Genomic DNA, 20,121 nt, shown 5'->3' with positions numbered 1-20,121 from the left:
CGGGTCCGGCGCGAGGGTGGGTCAGGAGAGCGTGGCCACGAAGATCGCCGTGCCGGGGAAGATCCCGCCACGCAGCGGGCTCCACTGCCCCCACTCCCGGTCCAGCCACTCCGGCCACTCCGGCTCGATGAGGTCCTGCACCACGAACCCGGCGGCGACCAGTTCGCGGATCCGGTCGCCCACCGTCCTGTGGTGCTCGACATAGGTCAGCTCGCCGTCGTCGTACTCGGTGTACGGCGAGCGGTCGAAGTAGGGGAACACGGCCAACAGACCCTCCGGGCCCGGATCGTCGCGGAAGATCCACCGCATGGGGTGGTTGACCGAGAAGACGAACCGGCCGCCCGGTCGCAGGACGCGCGCCGCCTCCGCCATCACGCCCGCGGAGTCCGCCACGAACGGGATGGCTCCGAACGCCGAGAACGCGACATCGAAACTGCCGTCCGCGAACGGCAGCCGGCCGGCGTCGGCCTGGATCAGGGGTACGGTCGCCGCCGGGCCCGTCGCCCGGCTCGCAGCCTCAGCCCCCACACGGAGCATCCCGGCCGAGAGGTCCACGGCCACGGCACGGGCGCCCCGGCCGGCGATCCACCGGGAGCACGGAGCCGACCCCGACCCGATCTCGAGCACGTCGCGGCCCTCCACGTCACCGAGCAGGTGCCAGTCACCTTCGTGCAGGCCCTCGGGGCACCAGACGAACTCGCCGTCGGCGGAGTGGGCGCCGAGGAACTCGCCGTGGTGATGGTGGTAATCCGTCGCCTCCGAGTCCCACCACATGCGTGAGGCTCGGACCGACTCTCCATGTCCTGGGGGGTTTGTGGACGTCACGTGTGAAGCGTACAGTTGACGGTCGCGTGCGTACGCGCTCGCTTTCTTCCCGTCCGCTACGATTCCTATCCACTCCGGAGCACCCCACCATATGACCACCAACACCACGTCCCCGCAGGTAGCCGTCAACGACATCGGCTCCGCTGAGGACTTCCTCGCCGCCATCGACGCCACGATCAAGTACTTCAACGATGGTGACATCGTCGAGGGCACGATCGTCAAGGTCGATCGTGACGAGGTCCTGCTCGACATCGGCTACAAGACCGAGGGCGTCATCCCCTCGCGCGAGCTCTCCATCAAGCACGATGTCGACCCGGGTGAGGTCGTCGAGGTGGGCGATGAGGTCGAGGCCCTGGTCCTGACCAAGGAGGACAAGGACGGCCGTCTGATCCTGTCCAAGAAGCGCGCACAGTACGAGCGCGCCTGGGGCACGATCGAGGAGCTCAAGGAGAAGGACGAGGCCGTCAAGGGCACCGTCATCGAGGTCGTCAAGGGTGGCCTCATCCTCGACATCGGTCTCCGTGGCTTCCTCCCCGCCTCGCTGGTGGAGATGCGCCGCGTCCGTGACCTCCTGCCCTATGTGGGTCAGGAGCTCGAGGCCAAGATCATCGAGCTGGACAAGAACCGCAACAACGTGGTGCTCTCGCGCCGTGCATGGCTCGAGCAGACCCAGTCGGCCGTGCGCTCCGAGTTCCTGCACCAGCTGCAGAAGGGCCAGGTCCGCAAGGGCGTCGTGTCCTCGATCGTCAACTTCGGTGCCTTCGTGGACCTCGGCGGGGTCGACGGTCTCGTCCACGTCTCCGAGCTGTCCTGGAAGCACATCGATCACCCGTCCGAGGTCGTCGAGGTGGGCCAGGAGGTCACCGTCGAGGTCCTCGACGTCGACCTGGACCGCGAGCGCGTCTCGCTGTCGCTCAAGGCCACGCAGGAGGATCCGTGGCGGCACTTCGCCCGGACCCACGCGATCGGTCAGATCGTCCCGGGCAAGGTCACCAAGCTCGTGCCGTTCGGCGCCTTCGTGCGTGTCGACGAGGGCATCGAGGGCCTGGTCCACATCTCGGAGCTGGCCGAGCGCCACGTCGAGGTCCCGGACCAGGTCGTCACGGTCAACGACGACGCCATGGTCAAGGTCATCGACATCGACCTCGACCGTCGTCGTATCTCGCTCTCGCTCAAGCAGGCGGACGAGGACTATGCCGAGGAGTTCGACCCGTCGAAGTACGGCATGGCCGACAGCTACGACGAGGCCGGAAACTACATCTTCCCCGAGGGCTTCGATCCCGAGACCAACGAGTGGCTCGAGGGCTTCGAGAAGCAGCGCGAGGAGTGGGAGAACCGCTACGCGGAGGCCGAGCGTCGCCACAAGATGCACACGGCCCAGATCGAGAAGGGTCGGGCCGCTGCTGCGGAGGCCGCCGAGGCCGCCCCGACCAACTACTCGTCGGAGTCCACCCCGTCGTCGCGTCCGGCTGCGGCGGAGGCCGCTCCGGCCGAGTCCACCGGCGGTTCGCTGGCCTCGGACGAGCAGCTGGCCGCCCTGCGCGCGAAGCTCGCCGGAGGCGAGTGATCGCACAGTAGGCATCTGAGAGCGGCCCCGCACCGGTATCCGGTGCGGGGCCGCTCCGTCTATCCCCGGTGCGCTCCGGTGGCGGTGGCCGGTCTGTGACGTGCGCAGTGCGGAAGTGCCGCCTTGCGCGCCGGACGGGTGAGCACCCTTGGCGATGCGAGCTCCCGGGTTTGGCTGGTGGCGCGTCATGCCGGGGGCGAGGAGGCCGCCCGCACCGACCGTCCCGCTCCCGGGGTCATTGCGGTGGATGTCGGAGCGGGTGAGATCGGGGCGGTGACCACCCTGCCTCGCATCCCCGAGGACTCACGGCCGTCGGCGGGGGTGTGCCCGACGCGCGGGAGTGGCGCGCAGCGATCGATCAACGACCGGGCGGTTCGACGATCGGCTCGGCGACGGCGGGCTCGGCCTCCGCGATCTCCTCGAGGCGTTCCTCGTCGATCACACCGCGGTCGTCGATGGCTCCGGACTCCGCCGCGGTACTGACCGTGACACGGGACTCCACGGTGGTCCGGGGGTCCGCGTCCGGAGCGGCGAAGTCGAACTCGTCGAGGTCGGTTCGAAGTAGGAAGACGTTGTACGCGTCCCAGGTGGAGAGCGTGTAGTACAGGTACCGGCTGTCGTTGTCCGTGGTGAAGGGATGGATCATCGGTGCGTAGCCGTTCGGGAACATGCTTCGATCGACGATGGTCTGTGGCTCGGACCACGGTCCCCAGGGGCTCTCCGACACCCGCATGGAGACGACGCCCGTCGGCGAGGGCGTCATGGCGATGTACTTGTCCAGGTGCTCGTTGTACTGCACCGAGAGTTCCTCGACGCGTGCCGGGATGACGTCGTACCCGGTCGGCTCGTCGGTCCAGCCCGCGCCCGGACCCGCGTACCACTCGTACGCGGCGGGGTCCTCGATCTGCCCGATCGGAACCCGAGTGAGCATCGCAGGACCCTGACGACCGGACGGGGTCACGTACTCATAGAGATGACCAGCGTCGAGGAGGAACGCACTCATCTGCGCCCCGTACCAGCGGTCTCCGTCCACCGGCGGCAGGGTCTCGCTGTCCGGAGCGGGTTCGAACTGGACTGTCGGGTTCCATCCGGTGAAATCCGTGACGCGCCGCATCGTCTCGGTGAGCACCGTCCACGATTCGCCGTCGTCCGTGGACTTCACCAGTGCGGAGTAGTTGGTGTTCCAGCCGCCAGGCGCGTTCCAGTCCCGCACGGACATGACCCGCATGTACATGTCATCACCGGTGCTGATCGCGGCGGTCGGGATGACGGTGACCTCGCCGGTCCCGTTGGACTGGTGCGCACCCTGGACGAGCGCCGTGGCCTTCCCTTGTGGATCGGAGGGGACCGCCCTGAGGACGTCCATCCCGTTCTCGGGGCTCCCGCCGGCGGTGGCGAGCATGACGTTGGAGCGCCACTGGTTGCCTGTGGGAGTGCAGTCTCCGAAGGTGTCGCCGAACAGGGCCATGGTCTCGCCATCGTGGGTGAAGGTGATCCCGAGGTCTGTGCCGTGGATGTCGTACAGCTCGTCGGTCTTCGCGGGGCTGGTCGGCCCGGTAACCAGCTGGCGTACGGACGTGGCGCCCTTGAGGACCGGGATGGTGCCGTCGGCCCCGGTGACCCATCGGGGGAATCGGCGAACCGAGGATGCGGTGGCGTCGAGCACCGAGTTGGTCGCGTTCGCGAGCGATCCGGTGACGGGGAAGGGGCCGAGGGAACCCGGGGGGATGTTCCCGAAGAAGCTGTTGCACGGACCGCTCTCGCCGAGCAGTGAGCCTGTCGAGCCCGAGGACCCGGTCGATCCGGTCGACCCGGAGGAACCGGTGGAACTGGTGGAACCCGTGGAGTCTGCGGACTGGGCGGCTGCGTGGGCGGGAGCCACCGTGATCGCCAGTGCTACAACGAGAGGCAACGCAGAGAGCAGACGTGGCACAGAGTTAATCCGGTTCACACGTGAGACCTTACCTACGTCGCTCGGACCGGCACGCCTTTCGGTCACCTAGACTCCACGTCATGCTGATGGTGGGTCTGACCGGTGGGATCGGTGCCGGCAAGTCGACGGTGACGGCGGTGCTCGCGGAGGCGGGGGCGGTGATCGTGGACGCGGACCTCATCGCCCGCGAGGTCGTCGAACCGGGTTCCCCCGGGTTGGCGATGCTCGTCGCCGAATTCGGCGAGGACATCCTGGGGCCGGACGGTGCACTCGACCGCGCCGCCCTCGCCGCCCGCGCCTTCGTCGACGCGGAGCGGACCGCGGCCCTCAACGCCATCACCCATCCGCTGATCGGGGAGCGGACCGCCGAGCTGTTCGGCTCGGCGCCGGAGGACGCGATCGTCGTGCACGACATGCCGCTCCTCGTGGAGGGCGGGATGACACCCGGCTACCACCTGGTGATCGTCGTCGACACCCCGGCGGAGATCCGGTTGCAGCGGTTGGTGGAGTTCCGGGGGATGCCGGAGGACGATGCCCGCGCCCGCATGTCGAGGCAGGCCACCGATGAGGCCCGCCGGGCCGCCGCGGACGTGGTGATCGACAACTCCGGGGACCGACAGACTGCCGTGGACCTCACCAACGCCCTGGTCGAGATCCGTCTCCGCCCGTTCGAGCACAACCTGCGCACCGCGACCCCGGTGGTGGGCGACCGCACCGTCGTCCCGTTCCGGCCCGAGTGGGCCGGGGAGGCGGAGCGGGCGTGCGCGCGCCTACGCCACGTGGTGGGGAAGATCGCCACCCGGATCGACCACGTCGGTCCGACCGCGGTCGAGGGTCTGGACGCGCCCGACGTCATCGATCTGCAGGTGACGGTGCGGGACGCGGCAGCGGTCGAGGTCGCCCTGCGCACGCTCACCGAGGCGGGATACGTGCGTGATCGGTCGAGCGAACGGCCGTTGCTGCACTGGTGTGACCCCGCCAGGCCGCTGGAGGTGTCGATCCTGGCAGAGGACGACCCCGAGCACGAGTTCTCGCTACTCATGGCCGAGGTGATCGGCGCGGACCCCGGCGCACGGGCCGAGTACGCGGAGATCCTGCGTCGCGCGGACCGCGAGGAGACGCGTCAGTGGGAGCGCACCCTGAGCGAGGCCGTGCTGCGGGGGCGGTAGCGCCGGCCGGGGGCGGGTCCGCAGCCCCGCCCCCGGCCGGGTCTCACTCGGTCGGGACCATCCCGTCGACCAACTCGGAGACCGGCACCTGCCGGACGACCTCGGTCGGCGCCGGCTGCGAGCTGGCCCGGCGCAGGTTCGGGTTGGGGAACACCTCTGACAGCCGGGTGCGCACGAGGAAGACGTTGTATGCGTTCCAGGTGGTGACGAGGTAGTAGAGGTCCTCGCCCTGCGCCCACGGGTGCATGAACGCCCCGTAGACGCCGGGAAGCACCGAATAGTCCACCAGCGTGGTGGCGGAACTCCACGGACCCTCGGGGCGGTCGGCGGTGCGGAGGACCACCGAGTCGTACCCCTGTGAGTACATCGCCGTGTACTTCCCGAGGTACTCGTTGTACATGGTCGATATCTCGCTCGCCGGGGCGGGCAGGACCCGCTCGGCAGCGCCGACATCGGACACCCACGCCGAGCCGTTCCAGTACTCGTACGCCTCGGGGTCGAGGACGCCCGCGGCGGGCGGGGTGGCGGATCCTTCGAGCTTGTCCGCGGTCGGGGAACCGGCGAGCGGAACGCGTGCGACGACCGCCCCGCCCTGTCGCCCGGAGGGGGTGAGGTACTCGTACAGGTGCGTGTCCGTCTTGAGGTACGAGCTCATCTGGGAGCCGCGCCACGCAGGATCCACGGCCGGGGCTCCGGCGCCGAGAGGGACCGTGTCGGTGATGGGGCGGGCCAGAGACGGGACGATGGCCCAGTTCTCGCCGTTGTCCGTCGAGTACGCCATCCCCGAGTAGTTGGTGGTCCACGATCCGGGTTGGCCCCAGTGGGCCACGGACATGAACCGCAGGTACTGGACACCGTCGACGGAGATGCCCGAGGTCGGGATGATCGTGACCTCACCGGGCAGCCCGGATCGCGGGACCAGCGACTTGGCGAGACCGTCGGTGCCCATGGCGGCGGAATCGATGGTGATGCCGTCGGTCAGATCGGTGTCGGCGGAGCGGAACAGGACGTTGGAACGCCACTGGTTGCCGGGCACCGTGCAGTCGCCCATGGTGTCGCCGAACGCCATCAGGACCTGTGGGTCGGCGGGATCACCGTTGTCCCACATGATGCCCAGGTCCGTTCCGGCCACTCCGAACCGGTTGATGGAATCGCCGGGACTCGTGGGCCCGGTGACGAGCTGCTCGAACCGGGTGGGTCCACGCAGGACGGGGACCGTGCCCTCCTCTCCGGTGATCCACGGTGGCATCCCGTAGACCGACCCGATCATCGGATCGAGCGAGCCGGACAGTCCGTTGCCCAGGGAGCCGGTCTCCAACTGCTGGACCAGCGATCCCGAACGGTCGGCGGAGCCCAGCGCGCGGGAGGCGGAGCCCAGCGACCCGGAGTCACCGGAGGACCCGAGCGAACCGAGGGAACCGGTGCCCATACCGGCCCCGGTCCGGTTCTCCAGCAGGGAACCGAAGTTGCCGAACATCTCGCTGCACGGGCCGGCCGCGGCGGTTCCGGCTCCGACCGTGCCGAGGGTCACGACCGACGCGGCGGCCGTGATCGACGCGACGACGACCGAGCTCAGGCGGCGGGGGAGAGGTCGGGTCATGTCACGCCTCCGGGATGGGCCGACGCTCGACCAGGACGGTCTCGCCGGTGTCCGCCGGGTCCGGGGAGTTGCGGGTCCAGCTGTCGTCGGTCGTCCGCATCCGCGCCCGGGCGTCGGGAAGGGTCCGCGGCGGGATCTGGGTGAGGTCGGTCCTCATGAGGAAGACGTTGTAGGCGTCCCAGGTGGACATGGTGAAGTACAGGTCCTCGCCGCGAGTCTCCACGGCGGGGCTCCACGGGTGGACGAAGGCGCCGTAGAGGGTCGGGACGTGCTGGTACGAGAGCAGGATGTCCTCACCCGACCACGGGCCCCAGGGGGTGGCGGACTGGGCCATGACGATGTTGTTGGCGCGGTTGTTGTACAACGCGATGAAGCGACCCAGGTGCTCACTCCAGGACACCGACAACTCACTCACGGCCGAGTTGACCGTCGGAGCGCCGAGCACCGGCACGGCGTCGCGGTGGTCGACGACCCAGTCGCCGCCGTCCCAGAAGCGGTAGGCCGCCATCTCCTCGATCCGGTTCTCGGGGACCCGCGCGAGCCGTGCGGACCCGCTCCGACCCGACGGTGTGAGGTACTCGTAGACGAACCCGTCGTGCTTGAGGAACGCGCTCATCTGCCCGGCGGTGTGGGTGGTGGACTCCGGGCCCAGGTCGACCGGGAGGGGCATCGGTGCAGTACCCCGCCGGGCGGTATCGCGTACGGGGACCCAGTTCTCGCCGTTGTCCGTCGACCGGGCGAGAGCGGAGTAGTTGGTGGTCCACTCGCCGGGCGAGCCCCACCGTTCGACGGACATGTACCGCAGGTACTGGGTGCCGCCCACCTCGACGCCGGCGGTGGGGATCACCGTGGTCTCGTCGGGGTGGTCGGTGCGGGGGAGGATCGACTTCGCCATACCGGGCCGTTCCATCGGCGCGTCGGTGATGCGCATCCCGTCGGCCAGTGTGCGGTCGCCGGATCGGAAGAGGATGTTGCTGCGCCACTGGTCACCGGGCTCGTCACAGTCGCCCATCGTGTCCCCGAGGGCCATCATCATCTGCGGATCCGAGGCGTCGCCGTTGTCCCAGAGGATTCCCAGGTCGGTGCCGGAGATGCCGAATCTGTCGACCGTGTCGTTGGGGCTGGTGGGTCCCGTCAGCAACTCGACCGTGGTGGTCCGGCCCAAGAGGACCGGGATGTACCCGTTCCCGCCGTCGGCCCACGGGGTGGCAGGGGCGGACGCGGGCGCCCCCAGCGAGCCGGAGAGGGAGCCCGACCCTCCCGCGGTGCCGCCGGCCGGGGGCCACGGGTCACACGGTGCGCCCGTGGCGACCGGCGCGAGGAGGGTGAGGGCCCCCGCCGCGAGTGAGGCGGCGGTGACCGCCGTGATCGGCCGACGTACGCCGTGGGGGCGGGCGGTACGACGACGAAGTGGGCTGAGGGCCACGGGGTTCTCCAGACGACATGACAGGGACGGTGAGGGGTTGCTCACAGCTACGATAGTTGGCACCCCTGACATCCGCTGCGGCGACACCGGTGGGCGGGGGTGAACGGCTGCTCGTACGCTGGTGGTATGGCTTTCGCGACAGAGATCCCCGACGACGGGGTCCCCGCCGACCCGACAGTGCTCTCGTACTCGGAGTTCCGACCGATCGGCGATGTCGAACGAAGTGCGACCCGCTTCGAGGTCGTCAGTGAGTTCACCCCGTCGGGCGACCAGCCCACGGCGATCGCGGAACTGACCGAACGCCTCGCACGCGGGGAGCGCGACGTCGTACTGCTAGGTGCGACCGGCACCGGTAAGTCGGCGACCACCGCCTGGCTCATCGAGAAGGTGCAGCGGCCGACCCTGGTGATGGCGCCCAACAAGACTCTCGCCGCGCAGCTGGCCAACGAGTTGCGCGAGATGCTGCCCAACAACGCGGTCGAGTACTTCGTCTCGTACTACGACTACTACCAACCGGAGGCGTATATCGCCCAGACGGACACCTTCATCGAGAAGGACTCGTCCATCAACGACGACGTGGAGAGGCTCCGGCACTCCGCGACGTCGTCCCTGTTGTCCAGGCGCGACGTCGTCGTCGTCAGTTCGGTCTCGTGCATCTACGGTCTCGGCACACCCCAGTCCTACCTCGACAGGTCGGTGGCGCTGGCCGTCGGGCAGGAGGTCGACCGCGACCAGTTGCTCCGGCTGCTCGTGGACGTCCAGTACGAGCGCAACGACGTGTCCATGACCCGGGGCACGTTCCGTGCGAAGGGCGACACCGTCGACATCATCCCCACCTACGAGGAACTCGCCGTCCGCATCGAGTTCTTCGGGGACGAGATCGACGCGCTGTACTACATCCACCCGCTGACCGGTGACGTCGTGCGCAGGGTCGACGAGGTGCGGATCTTCCCGGCCACCCACTACGTCGCCGGTCCCGAGAGGATGGCCAAGGCGATCGCCTCCATCGAGGCCGAGCTGGAGGAGCGCCTGGCGGAGCTGGAGAATCAGGGCAAACTGCTCGAGGCGCAGCGGCTGCGCATGAGGACGTCCTACGACATCGAGATGATGCAGCAAGTGGGCTTCTGCTCCGGTATCGAGAACTACTCGCGGCACATCGACGGCCGGCCGGCGGGCAGTTCGCCGGCCACGCTCATCGACTACTTCCCCGAGGACTTCCTCACGGTGATCGACGAGTCCCACGTGACCGTGCCGCAGATCGGCGCCATGTACGAGGGCGACGCCTCCCGCAAACGCAATCTCGTCGACTTCGGGTTCCGCCTGCCGTCCGCCCTGGACAACCGTCCCCTGACGTGGGAGGAGTTCTCCGGCCGGGTGGGTCAGACCGTCTACCTCTCCGCCACGCCCGGACCCTACGAGATGGGGCGCGCCGGTGGGGAGTTCGTCGAACAGGTCATCCGGCCGACCGGGCTCGTCGACCCGAAGATCGTGGTCAAGCCCACCAAGGGGCAGATCGACGACCTGATCGGGGAGATCCGTCAGCGCGCCGAACGCGACGAGCGGGTGTTGGTGACCACGCTGACCAAGAAGATGTCGGAGGACCTCACGGACTACCTGCTCGAGTTGGGGATCCGGGTTCGGTACCTCCACTCGGAGATCGACACTCTCCAGCGGGTGGAACTACTCCGGGATCTGCGGCGCGGGGAGTACGACGTCCTGGTCGGCATCAACCTGCTCCGGGAGGGACTGGACCTGCCGGAGGTCTCGCTCGTGGCGATCCTGGACGCCGACAAGCAGGGTTTCCTCCGCTCGGCCACCTCGCTCATCCAGACAATCGGCCGTGCGGCCCGCAACGTCTCCGGTGAGGTCCACATGTACGCGGACTCGGTCACCGAGGCCATGCGGCAGGCCATCGACGAGACCGATCGCAGGCGTGAGAAGCAGGTCGCGTACAACACCGAGCACGGCATCGACCCGCAGCCGCTCCGCAGGAAGATCGCCGACATCCTCGACCGGGTCGGAGAGGAACGCGGGGACGACGCGGAACCCCAGGACCGACCGGAGCTCGTGGGCGCCCGGGCTGCCGACGGGTCGGCGCGACCCCGCAAGGAGCTGGAGAAGCTCATCGAGGAGATGACCGAGCAGATGATGTCCGCGGCCACCGACCTGAGATTCGAGCTCGCGGGGAGGCTCCGGGACGAGATCGCCGAACTGCGCAAGGAACTCAAGGGGATGCGTGAGGCCGGGGTCGACTGACCCGGGCCGCTTTCTCCCGCGTTTACCCCGCCCGTCGGCGGCGTCCTCGGACTACTCTGGGTGAAACGTGTTCCCGAGGAGAGGAAGCAAATGAGCGCCTACACCAAAGTGGTGGTGGGAACCGACGGTTCCGAGTCGTCCTACCGTGCCGTCGATCGCGCCGCGCAGCTGGCCGCCGACGCCTCGGCGGACCTGGTGATCGCCTGCGCCTACGTGCCCGCCGATCCGCGTTCGGTCAGCCAGGCCGCGGATCAGCTCGGTGACGACGCCTACCAGATCCGCGGGGACAATCCTGCCGAGGACATCGTCCGCGGCGCCAAGGACCGGGCCCAGAAGGCCGGAGCGACCAAGATCGAGGCGCGCACCGTGAAGGGGGCGCCCGTCGAATCGCTCATCAAGCTGGCCGACGACATGGGGGCCGACCTCCTCGTGGTGGGCAACAAGGGACTCAACTCCCTGACGGGTCGGCTGCTCGGGTCCGTGCCCGCCGACGCCGCTCGGCGCGCGACCTGCGACGTGCTCATCGTCCATACCACCTAGACCGCGCGCTTCACCCGGCGTCCCACGCGGCCGCCGGGATCAGTGGCAGAGGTGGGTCCGGCTCGCATCGACGATCGCCCGACCCACCTCGGCGGTGTCGAGGTCCGGATTCTGGGCCGCGATCGCGCTGGTGAGCGGGCGGATTCGTTCGAGGATCGTCTCGTCGTCCGCGCCGTCGGCGATCCCCCCGCAGATGCCGGCGCCCACCTCGATGGTGGTGACGGCGGTCATCTCGGTGGGGAGGCCGAATCCGGACAATTCTGCGAGGAACTCCTGCTCGTCGTCGGTGCGCGGCTCGGGCCTGTCCCGGGCCCCGGTCTGTGCGGAGGTCACGGGTCGGGGCTCGGCGACGGCGGACACGCTGTCGACCGGGGCCTCCGCCCGGGTGCCGCACCCGCCGGCCGCCGCGACCGCGATGAGGGCCGAGGCCGCCAGCACGCGGGATCGGGTGTGGGTCATGCGGTGAGCTCCTGTGCGCTGTCGTCGAGACGGTCCCGTATACCCGAGAGTAGCGGGCCGAAGCCGCCGGGCTGGACGAGGATGAGTTCCTGGGTCGCCCGGGTGGCGCCGACGTACAGGTCCTGCATCCCCTGGGGCGAGCGCGCCAGGACGCGTTCGGGGTCCACCACCACGACCACGTCGAACTCCAGCCCCTTGGCCAACGCCAGCGGCAACACCGACGTGCCCGGCCGGGCCAGTTCGGCGGCCTCGTGGACCGCGGGATAACCGGCGCCGGCGAGTTCGTCGTCGTCGTCTCGACGGGAGTCCTCGTCGCCGCCGGGGTCGGGCACCAGTACCGCCACCGCCCGCTCCGACGGCACCGCCGCGACCTCCTCGGCGACCGCCTGCGCCACCGAACGACCGTCCGGCTCGCGCCACGCGACCGGCCGTCGCCCCGCGCGCACCGTCCGCGGCGACGACGCGGCCGGGTCGATCTCGGCGAGCAGCAGCTCGGCCACGGCGGAGATGGTCTCCGGGGTGCGGTAGTTCACGGTCAGCTCGGACAGCACCCACCGGTCGTCCACATACGGCGACAGGGCATCGGCCCACGAGTCGATGCCCGCCGGGCTCGAGGTCTGGGCGACGTCACCGACGAGCGTCATCCACCGGTTGGGGGAGCGGCGCATGAGCACCCGCCACGCCATGGTGGACAGTTCCTGCGCCTCGTCGACGATCACGTGCCCGAACGCCCACGTCCGGTCCGCGCCGGCCCGGTCGGCCACGGTGAGATCGGAGTCCTCGCTGTGGCGGCGTGCCAGGGACTCGGCGTCGACGACGTCGTAGGCCATGAGCACCTCCGGATCGAGGTCGTCCTCGATGTCCTGCACGGCCGAACCCGTGAGGATCTCGAGAGCCTCCTCCGCCTGTCGGACCTGCTCCGCCCACGCGCGGTCCGCCTCACTGCCATCGGCGGTCGGGTCCTCGCCGAGGAGTTCCGCGAGCTCGTCCAGCAGCGGTACATCCGCCACCGAGAACGCGGCACCGTTCTCCCGGAAGAGCGCATCCTGGTCCTCCGCGACGTAGTCACCCGCCGCCTCGGCGATCCGGTCGCGGCTCGACAGCAGGTCGGCGAGGAGTTGCTCGGGCCGTAGCACCGGCCACCACCCGTCGATCGCCTCGGCGACCTCGCGGGAGGCCTCGACCTCCCGGCGGAGTTCCGCGCGGTCATCCGCGTCCAACAGGGGGCGGGCGGCGTCGCCGAGGTCGCCGACACCGTCGCCCTCCGGTGACCACGCCTCGTCCTCCGCCCGCCCGACCGGGTCGGTGAGCGCGGAGACGTACTGCTCGGTGAGGGCGTCGATGATCCGCGTCGCGAACGCGTCGCGGGACTGGTTGTGGGGTCGCCGGGTCATCCGTCCGCGCCCCCTCGCCGCCCGCACCGTCGCCGGGGTCAGTGTCAGATCGTGTCCCTCCACCCGCACCACGACGTCGGCCTCCGGGGCGAGCTGGCGGGCCCGCACCGCGGCCTTGAGGATCCCCACCATCTCGCCGGAGCCCTTGACCTCCTCGCCGCGCAGTGTCTCCGGTCCGGTCGCCCGGACGCCCGGATAGAGATCGGCGAGCGTCCGCAGGACCACCCCCGACTCGCCGAGGGACGGCAGCACGCGCGCGATGTAGTCGAGGAACCGCGCATTGGGTCCGACGATGAGCACACCGCTGCGGTCCAACCGCTGCCGGTGCGTGTAGAGGAGGTAGGCGGCGCGGTGCAGCGCCACGGCGGTCTTTCCGGTACCCGGGCCGCCCTGGACCACCAGGACGCCGGAGTGCGGGTTCCGGATGATCTCGTCCTGCTCCCGCTGGATGGTGGCCACGATATCCGTCATGTGGGCGGAACGGGCGGTGTCCAGCGCCTCGAGCAGGGCGGACTCGCCCACCACGTCGTCGTGGTCCTCGGGGAGCTCACCGTCTTCCGGAGCCGTGAGGTACTCGTCGTGGATCCCGATCACCCGGCGACCGATCGTCCGCAGGTGACGGCGCCGGTGAGCGCCCTCCGGCCGGGCGGTCGTCGCCAGGTAGAAGGGTCGGCTGTGGTCGGCGCGCCAGTCGAGGAGCAGCGTCGTGAGGTCGTCGTCGTCGTCGCGGAGACCCACGCGCCCGATCCGACGTACCTCGCCGTCCCCCATGTCCAACCGGCCGAAGTACAGGCCCAGATTGGCGGCGCTGAACGCCGCGAGCTCGGAGGTGTAGAGCCGGGCGAACGACTCCCGTTCCGACCGCGCCTGCGGGGTGCCGCCCGACCCGCGCAGGACGGCGTCCAGGCGCGCACGCGTGTCCGCCCGCAACTCCTCGAGGCGATCGAGGAGGCGGCCGAGGTGACGTTGTTCCTCGTCGACGGCGTCGTGTCCCGTCACGGGCGCTCCTTCCGGGGTCTGCGTGGTCGGTTCGGGCAGGATGACCAGGCTACCGGGAACCGCCGGCGGCCTTCGCGCGGACCTCGTCCGTCATCTTCTTGGCCTCGGAGGCCTTCTTGCCGGCCTCCTTCTCGAACCGGGCGGACTTCTTCCTGGCGTCCTTGCCGGCGCGGGCCGCCTTCTTGCGGGCGTCCTTCTGCGCGTCCTTCTTCTTGGCCTGCGCGGCCTTGCGGGCCTCCTCGGCCCGGACCGCGGCGAGTCGGGTGGCGACACCGGCCTGGTCGCGGACCTGCGCGGTGTAGGGCCGGGCCTCGTCGGCCGCTGCGTGGGCCACGGCGCCCGCCTGCTCGCGGACCTGGGCGGCGATCGGGGCGGCCTGCTCCCGGGCGGTGGCCGCGCGATCCCGCACGCGAGCGGCGACCACCGGAGCGGTGTCACGCACGACCCCGGCAAAGCCGGACGCCTGGTCACGCACCTGATCGGCGACCTCCGGGGCCTTCGCCCGCACGGTGTCGGCCACCTCGGGAGCCTTGTCGCGCACGACGTCCGCCGCGCCACGCGCCTGATCGGCCACGGTGTGTGCGACACCGGCGAGCGCCGCACCGGCCGCCGCCGACTCGGCCTTCGCCCCGGGCAGTTTCGCGGCCACCTTGTCGCCGGCCTTCCGGGCGCGCCAGGCCACCCCGGGCTGTCCGGCGGTGTCGACCGAGGCGAGGATGAGCCCGCCGAGGAGCGCCACGTCGGTCGCCAGACCGGTGGTCTTGCGACTGCGGGCGTCCTTGTCGGACTCCATCCAGAACGCGTGGCGGCTGACGGTCGAGGGCACGTGGGCGGCGGTGAGCGCGAGCGCCGACAGGCGGGGGGCCTTGCCCAGCGCGAACAGGACGCCCGCGCCGATCTTGACCCCGGCGAGCGCCCTGACGAGCGTCTCGGTGTCCTTGGGGACGGGCGGCACCGACGCGGAGACCGCCTCGTTCACCGCCTGCTCGCCCTTCTCCACCAGCGGGGTGGCCTTGTCGACGAGCGGCGCCGCGTCCGCGACATGGGCCTGCGGATTGCGAAGCGTCTCAACGCCGTCGATGACGAACACCGTGGCGAGCATGGGTCGTGCGAGTCGTCGGATCATCGTTCCTCCTGAATAGGTGGGAGTGCGTGGTCGAACCTAGTCCGAACCCGGTGAGGGCGCCTCCGGTCGCGAGACGGGGCGGCCGGTGGACGGACCGTCACCGGGGGAGTGTGCTGCGGTGATCGCACACCGAGGCGGTTTGATAACGATTGGGTGTCGGCACGCCGGGCGATGGGCACAGGGTCCCCGTCGCCGTCACCACCCGCGCTCCCGCCACTCGCCCAGATGCGGTCGCTCGGCACCGATGGTGGTGTCGTCCCCGTGTCCGGGATGGACCGCGACGTCGTCATCGAGGACGTCGAAGACCCGCGCCTCGAGGTCGTCCATCAGCGAGGCGAACTCGGCTGCCGAGCCCGTCTTCCCGGGCCCGCCCGGGAAGAGGGAGTCCCCGGAGAACAGGTGGGTGCCCGCGTCGGTGCGCAGCACGAGTGCGACGCCGTCCGGAGTGTGACCCCGCAGGCCGATCACCTCCAACCGGAGGTCGCCGACCACGAGCTCGTCGCCGTGCGCGACATGGCGGTCGGTGGGCACGTCGATGCCCCCGGCGTCGCCGGGGGAGGCGATGGTGGTCAGGCCGAGGGCAGCGACGGTCTCGGCGAGACCGATCCAGTGGTCGGCGTGGAGGTGCGTGGTGAGCACCTCCGTGACCCCGGGTGCGCGGTCCCGTAGATGGGAAATTAGTTGCGGCGCGTCGTTGGCCGCGTCGACGAGCAGTACCTCGCCCGTCTCGGTCGACTCGATCACGTAGACGTTGTTGTCCATCTCGCCGACCGAGATCTTGGTCAGCCGTGCGGGGCCCACGGTCCAGCGCTCGCCGGTCAGTCGGCCGCCCGTGCGGCCGGAGTAGCCCTCGGTGAGGGTGATGCGGTCGGGTAGTGACTCGGTGGGATTCGACATAACGGCAGGCTACCGACGTCGGGCGCGGTCGGTGGCCGGAAGCGTGTCGTACTACGTTGGTACCTTCGTCTGCGGGAACGGCAGCCATGCGGCAGGTGCGGCTTTCGCCACGGAGACGTGGCGGCCTCCCGACTCGGAAGGAGAACCCATGGTGGACCGTCTGGTCGTCCGCGGCGCACGGGAGCACAACCTCAAGGGCGTGGATATCGACGTCCCCCGCGACTCGCTGATCGTGTTCACCGGACTGTCAGGGTCCGGCAAGTCCTCGCTGGCGTTCGACACCATCTTCGCCGAGGGCCAGCGCCGCTACGTCGAGTCGCTGTCCTCCTATGCCCGGATGTTCCTCGGGCAGATGGACAAGCCGGACGTCGACTTCATCGAGGGGCTGTCCCCGGCCGTGTCGATCGACCAGAAGTCGACCAACCGTAATCCCCGCTCGACCGTCGGCACGATCACCGAGGTGCACGACTATCTGCGCCTGCTCTACGCCCGCGCCGGGGTTCCGCACTGTCCCACCTGCGGGGAGGTGATATCCCGTCAGACCCCGCAGCAGATCGTCGACCAGATCCTGGAGGGCGAGGAGGGTGCCCGGTTCCAGGTGCTCGCCCCCGTCGTCCGGACACGCAAGGGCGAGTTCGTCGACCTCTTCGCCCAGCTCGCCGCCGACGGTTACAGCCGTGTGCGGGTGGACGGCGAGCTGCACACGCTCGCCGAGCCGCCCGTCCTGAAGAAGCAGGAGAAGCACGATATCGAGGTGGTCGTGGACCGACTGGCGGCAAAGCCGTCCTCACGGCAGCGGCTCACCGACTCCGTGGAGACCGCTCTGGGGCTGGCGGACGGCGTGATCGTGATCGAGTACGTCGACCTCGACGACTCCGACCCCGCCCGGCACCGCAGGTTCTCCGAGCACATGGCCTGCCCGAACGGACACCCGATCGCGCTGGACGACATGGAGCCCCGCGCGTTCTCGTTCAACAACCCCTACGGGGCCTGCCCCGTGTGCGACGGTCTCGGCTCCCACCTCGAGGTGGATCCGGACCTGGTCGTTCCCGACCCCGAGCGGTCGCTCGCCGACGGCGCGATCGCACCATGGTCGGGTGGCCAGAGCGCCGACTACTTCCAGCAGTTGCTGACCGGCCTGGCCGGGGACATGGGCTTCGACCTCCGAACCCCGTGGCAGGACCTGCCCGCGAAGGTGCGCAAGGCCGTGATGGGCGGCGCCCCCACCAAGGTCCGGGTGCAGTACCGCAACCGGTTCGGCCGCGTCCGGACCTACGACGCCAAGTTCGAGGGCGTGATGTCGTTCCTCAAGCGTCGCCTGGACCAGACCGAATCGGAGTCGCAGAAGGAGCGCTACCAGGGTTACATGCGCGAGGTGCCGTGCCCGGGATGCGACGGCACGAGGCTCAAGCCCGAGATCCTCGCCGTCACTCTCGCCGGCCCCGGGGGCACGGAGCGTTCGATCGCCGACATCAGCCGCATGTCCGTGGAGGACTGTGCTGCGTTCCTGGACGGGCTCGAACTCGACTCACGCCAGGCGATGATCGCCGGTCGTGTCCTCAAGGAGATCCAGGCACGGATGGGCTTCCTGCTCGACGTGGGGCTGGACTACCTGTCGCTCGACCGCGTCGCCGGCAGCCTGTCCGGTGGCGAGGCCCAGCGAATCCGCCTGGCCACGCAGATCGGATCCGGTCTCGCGGGCGTCCTCTACGTCCTGGACGAACCGTCCATCGGTCTGCACCAGCGGGACAACCGGCGACTGATCGACACCCTCGTCCGGCTGCGCGACCTCGGTAACACGTTGCTGGTGGTGGAGCACGACGAGGACACCATCCGTTCGGCGGACTGGATCGTCGACATCGGGCCGCTCGCCGGTGAGCACGGGGGCCGGGTCGTGCACTCGGGCGACTACAAGGGGTTGTTGGCCAACTCCGAATCGCTGACCGGCGACTACCTCGCCGGGCGTCGTCAGATCGCCATCCCGGACAAGCGGCGCGCGCCGAGCCCCGACAAGCGTCTGCACGTGAAGGGCGCCCGGGAGAACAACCTCAAGAACGTCGACGTGGTCTTCCCCGGCGGCGTGCTGTGCGCGGTCACCGGCGTCTCCGGCTCGGGCAAGTCCACCCTGGTCAACGACATCCTCGCGACCTCGCTGGCCAATCAGCTCAACCGGGCCCGGCAGGTGCCCGGCCGGCACTCCCGGATCGACGGCGTGGACGGGTTCGACAAGCTCGTCCAGGTGGACCAGTCGCCGATCGGTCGTACCCCGCGCTCCAACCCCGCCACCTACACCGGCGTGTTCGACAAGATCCGCACCCTCTTCGCCGCCACCACCGAGGCCAAGGTCCGCGGGTACAAGCAGGGCCGGTTCTCGTTCAACGTCAAGGGTGGGCGCTGCGAGGCCTGCCAAGGTGACGGGACGTTGAAGATCGAGATGAACTTCCTGCCGGACGTCTACGTGCCGTGCGAGGTGTGCCACGGGGCGCGGTACAACCGCGAGACCCTGGAGGTGCACTACAAGGGCAAGACCATCGCCGAGGTGCTGGACATGCCCATCGAGGAGGCGTGCGAGTTCTTCGAGCCGATCACCTCGATCCATCGCTACCTCAAGACCCTCACCGAGGTGGGGCTCGGATACGTGCGGTTGGGTCAACCCGCCCCCACGCTCTCGGGTGGTGAGGCCCAGCGCGTCAAACTGGCTGCCGAACTGCAGAAGCGGTCGAGCGGACGGACGGTGTACATCCTCGACGAGCCGACCACCGGCCTGCATTTCGAAGACATCACCAAACTGCTGTTGGTGATCCAGGGGCTGGTCGACAAGGGCAATACGGTGATCGTGATCGAGCACAACCTCGACGTGATCAAGAGCGCCGACTGGGTCATCGACATGGGGCCCGAGGGCGGTGCCGGGGGCGGCTCGGTCGTGGCCGAAGGCACCCCGGAGCAGGTGGCGACCGTACCCGGGAGCCACACCGGCCGTTTCCTTGCCGAAGTGCTCCCCGGGGTGGCCGACGGGGAGGACGAGGACGCGAGGGAGTGCGTGGTCACCGAGCAGACGACGGGGAAGAAGGCGTCGGCGAGGAAGTCACCGACGAAGAAGGCTGTCACCACGACGAACCAGTCCTCGAAGAAGCAGGCCGAGAAGACCGCCGAGGCGGGGTCAGCGGCGTCCGCGACGGCCAAGAAGACCGCTGCGAAGGCAGCACGTAAGGCGCGCGCCCTACGCTGACGGCTTCCCGGTCCGGGACGGATGGCCCCGGACCGGGGCCCGTCGGGTCAGCGCGGCGCGGTCAGTGGGCGGCGCGGTCAGCGCGGCGCGGTCAGTAGACCGGGCCGGTGAACTTCTCGCCGGGGCCCTCGCCGGGCTCATCGGGGTACGCGCTGGCCTCGCGGAACGCGCGCTGCAGCCCCTGTAGACCGTCCTTGACGACCCGGGCCTGCGGCCCCAGGTGTTCGGCCGACCCGGCCACCAGGCCGGCGAGGGCCGTGATGAGCTTGCGGGACTCGTCGAGATCCAGTCGCGGGCTGGCGGAGGGGTCGTCGTCGGAGAGCCCCAGTTTCTCAGCAGCGGCACTCATGAGGACGACGATCGAACGGAAGATGATCTCCTGTGCGGCGACGTCCGCCAGATCGACGACCTCGACCTCGCGGGCGTCGAGGTGCCCCTCGAGCAGGTTCTCGGCGGCGGCCTGGTCGGTGGAGGCGGGCTGGTCGGTGGTCATGCCGAACACTGTCCCACGGACCGGTCGATATCGTGTCGCCAGCCACCGGTTTGGGGGCAACGCCGACGACTGGTACAGTCAACTCCCGACTGTGGGAACCCGCTACGTAGTGGGTTCCATCGTCCAAGAGGAGCCCGATCTCCCACCATCCGACGCCGGAAGGCAGTTTGATGGTCACCACCCCGACGAGGGGCCGCGAGCGACCGCG

The 20,121-nt window shown here is 69.6% G+C and carries 14 protein-coding genes; 5 read left to right on the top strand and 9 right to left on the bottom strand.

Translation table 11 applies throughout. The features are described from left to right. Nucleotides 1-21 precede the first annotated feature (21 nt). Complete coding sequence (locus J1M64_RS10335; protein WP_241261417.1) at nucleotides 22-774, bottom strand: class I SAM-dependent methyltransferase; 753 nt, start codon at nucleotides 772-774, stop codon at nucleotides 22-24. A 142-nt stretch (nucleotides 775-916) separates the two neighbouring features. Here J1M64_RS10335 and rpsA point away from each other — a divergent pair, with 142 nt between their 5' ends. Further along, entirely contained in the window at nucleotides 917-2,392 is a 1,476-nt protein-coding gene (rpsA, locus tag J1M64_RS10330) for a 30S ribosomal protein S1 (protein WP_067714021.1), read from the top strand. A gap of 358 nt (nucleotides 2,393-2,750) precedes the next feature. Here rpsA and J1M64_RS10325 read toward each other — a convergent pair whose 3' ends face one another. Beyond that, on the bottom strand, nucleotides 2,751-4,304 hold the full coding sequence (locus J1M64_RS10325; RefSeq protein WP_206474140.1) for a DUF4185 domain-containing protein: 1,554 nt from the start codon (nucleotides 4,302-4,304) through the stop codon (nucleotides 2,751-2,753). A 101-nt stretch (nucleotides 4,305-4,405) separates the two neighbouring features. On the opposite strand from J1M64_RS10325, the gene coaE reads away from it, so the two are divergent. Next, nucleotides 4,406-5,494 (top strand): dephospho-CoA kinase, encoded by a 1,089-nt coding sequence (gene coaE, locus J1M64_RS10320; protein WP_206474139.1) that lies wholly within the window; start codon nucleotides 4,406-4,408, stop codon nucleotides 5,492-5,494. Nucleotides 5,495-5,537: 43 nt separating this feature from the next. Here coaE and J1M64_RS10315 read toward each other — a convergent pair whose 3' ends face one another. Both J1M64_RS10315 and J1M64_RS10310 read right to left on the bottom strand, forming a co-directional pair. Continuing rightward, nucleotides 5,538-7,094 carry a DUF4185 domain-containing protein gene (locus J1M64_RS10315; RefSeq protein ID WP_206474138.1) on the bottom strand — a complete coding sequence of 519 codons (1,557 nt, stop codon included), beginning with the start codon at nucleotides 7,092-7,094 and terminating at the stop codon, nucleotides 5,538-5,540. A gap of 1 nt (nucleotide 7,095) precedes the next feature. Continuing rightward, nucleotides 7,096-8,565, bottom strand: a complete 1,470-nt coding sequence (locus J1M64_RS10310) for a DUF4185 domain-containing protein (protein ID WP_307872423.1) — start codon at nucleotides 8,563-8,565, stop codon at nucleotides 7,096-7,098. A gap of 81 nt (nucleotides 8,566-8,646) precedes the next feature. On the opposite strand from J1M64_RS10310, the gene uvrB reads away from it, so the two are divergent. Further along, nucleotides 8,647-10,776, top strand: coding sequence for an excinuclease ABC subunit UvrB (uvrB, locus tag J1M64_RS10305; RefSeq protein WP_206474136.1), 2,130 nt, complete (start codon nucleotides 8,647-8,649; stop codon nucleotides 10,774-10,776). Nucleotides 10,777-10,866: 90 nt separating this feature from the next. Next, on the top strand, nucleotides 10,867-11,316 hold the full coding sequence (locus J1M64_RS10300; protein WP_206474135.1) for a universal stress protein: 450 nt from the start codon (nucleotides 10,867-10,869) through the stop codon (nucleotides 11,314-11,316). Nucleotides 11,317-11,355: 39 nt separating this feature from the next. Here J1M64_RS10300 and J1M64_RS10295 read toward each other — a convergent pair whose 3' ends face one another. The 4 genes from J1M64_RS10295 to J1M64_RS10280 all read right to left on the bottom strand — a co-directional run bounded on the left by J1M64_RS10295 (nucleotide 11,356) and on the right by J1M64_RS10280 (nucleotide 16,191). After that, nucleotides 11,356-11,775 carry a DUF732 domain-containing protein gene (locus J1M64_RS10295; protein WP_241261404.1) on the bottom strand — a complete coding sequence of 140 codons (420 nt, stop codon included), beginning with the start codon at nucleotides 11,773-11,775 and terminating at the stop codon, nucleotides 11,356-11,358. Then, nucleotides 11,772-14,168, bottom strand: a complete 2,397-nt coding sequence (locus J1M64_RS10290; RefSeq protein WP_206474134.1) for an ATP-binding domain-containing protein — start codon at nucleotides 14,166-14,168, stop codon at nucleotides 11,772-11,774. The genes J1M64_RS10295 and J1M64_RS10290 overlap by 4 nt, the downstream gene beginning before the upstream one ends. Nucleotides 14,169-14,217: 49 nt before the next feature. Further along, on the bottom strand, nucleotides 14,218-15,294 hold the full coding sequence (locus tag J1M64_RS10285; RefSeq protein WP_206474133.1) for a DoxX family protein: 1,077 nt from the start codon (nucleotides 15,292-15,294) through the stop codon (nucleotides 14,218-14,220). A gap of 195 nt (nucleotides 15,295-15,489) precedes the next feature. Beyond that, a complete protein-coding gene (locus tag J1M64_RS10280) occupies nucleotides 15,490-16,191 on the bottom strand; it encodes an MBL fold metallo-hydrolase (protein ID WP_067714044.1) in 702 nt (233 codons plus the stop codon). A gap of 148 nt (nucleotides 16,192-16,339) precedes the next feature. On the opposite strand from J1M64_RS10280, the gene uvrA reads away from it, so the two are divergent. Next, the gene (gene uvrA / locus J1M64_RS10275) at nucleotides 16,340-19,420 is read left to right on the top strand and encodes an excinuclease ABC subunit UvrA (RefSeq protein WP_206474132.1); all 3,081 of its coding nucleotides are present in this window, start codon (nucleotides 16,340-16,342) and stop codon (nucleotides 19,418-19,420) included. Nucleotides 19,421-19,511: 91 nt separating this feature from the next. Here uvrA and J1M64_RS10270 read toward each other — a convergent pair whose 3' ends face one another. After that, nucleotides 19,512-19,913 (bottom strand): DUF1844 domain-containing protein, encoded by a 402-nt coding sequence (locus tag J1M64_RS10270; protein WP_067714127.1) that lies wholly within the window; start codon nucleotides 19,911-19,913, stop codon nucleotides 19,512-19,514. Nucleotides 19,914-20,121 lie beyond the last annotated feature (208 nt).

It is taken from the genome of Dietzia sp. KRD202 (genome assembly GCF_017168155.1).
Taxonomy (GTDB): Bacteria; Actinomycetota; Actinomycetes; order Mycobacteriales; family Mycobacteriaceae; genus Dietzia; species Dietzia kunjamensis.
The sequence above is the reverse complement of the archived record's forward strand: the minus strand, read 5'-3'. Positions and strand labels throughout refer to the sequence as shown.

What these genes read in the sequence shown, in the direction of transcription:
- coaE (WP_206474139.1), top strand. Translation starts at nt 4,406, where the DNA reads ATGCTGATGGTGGGTCTGACCGGTGGGATCGGTGCCGGCAAGTCGACG.
- J1M64_RS10295 (WP_241261404.1), bottom strand. Translation starts at nt 11,775, where the DNA reads ATGACCCACACCCGATCCCGCGTGCTGGCGGCCTCGGCCCTCATCGCG.
- rpsA (WP_067714021.1), top strand. Translation starts at nt 917, where the DNA reads ATGACCACCAACACCACGTCCCCGCAGGTAGCCGTCAACGACATCGGC.
- J1M64_RS10335 (WP_241261417.1), bottom strand. Translation starts at nt 774, where the DNA reads ATGTGGTGGGACTCGGAGGCGACGGATTACCACCATCACCACGGCGAG.
- J1M64_RS10315 (WP_206474138.1), bottom strand. Translation starts at nt 7,094, where the DNA reads ATGACCCGACCTCTCCCCCGCCGCCTGAGCTCGGTCGTCGTCGCGTCG.
- uvrA (WP_206474132.1), top strand. Translation starts at nt 16,340, where the DNA reads ATGGTGGACCGTCTGGTCGTCCGCGGCGCACGGGAGCACAACCTCAAG.
- uvrB (WP_206474136.1), top strand. Translation starts at nt 8,647, where the DNA reads ATGGCTTTCGCGACAGAGATCCCCGACGACGGGGTCCCCGCCGACCCG.
- J1M64_RS10280 (WP_067714044.1), bottom strand. Translation starts at nt 16,191, where the DNA reads ATGTCGAATCCCACCGAGTCACTACCCGACCGCATCACCCTCACCGAG.
- J1M64_RS10285 (WP_206474133.1), bottom strand. Translation starts at nt 15,294, where the DNA reads ATGATCCGACGACTCGCACGACCCATGCTCGCCACGGTGTTCGTCATC.
- J1M64_RS10270 (WP_067714127.1), bottom strand. Translation starts at nt 19,913, where the DNA reads ATGACCACCGACCAGCCCGCCTCCACCGACCAGGCCGCCGCCGAGAAC.
- J1M64_RS10300 (WP_206474135.1), top strand. Translation starts at nt 10,867, where the DNA reads ATGAGCGCCTACACCAAAGTGGTGGTGGGAACCGACGGTTCCGAGTCG.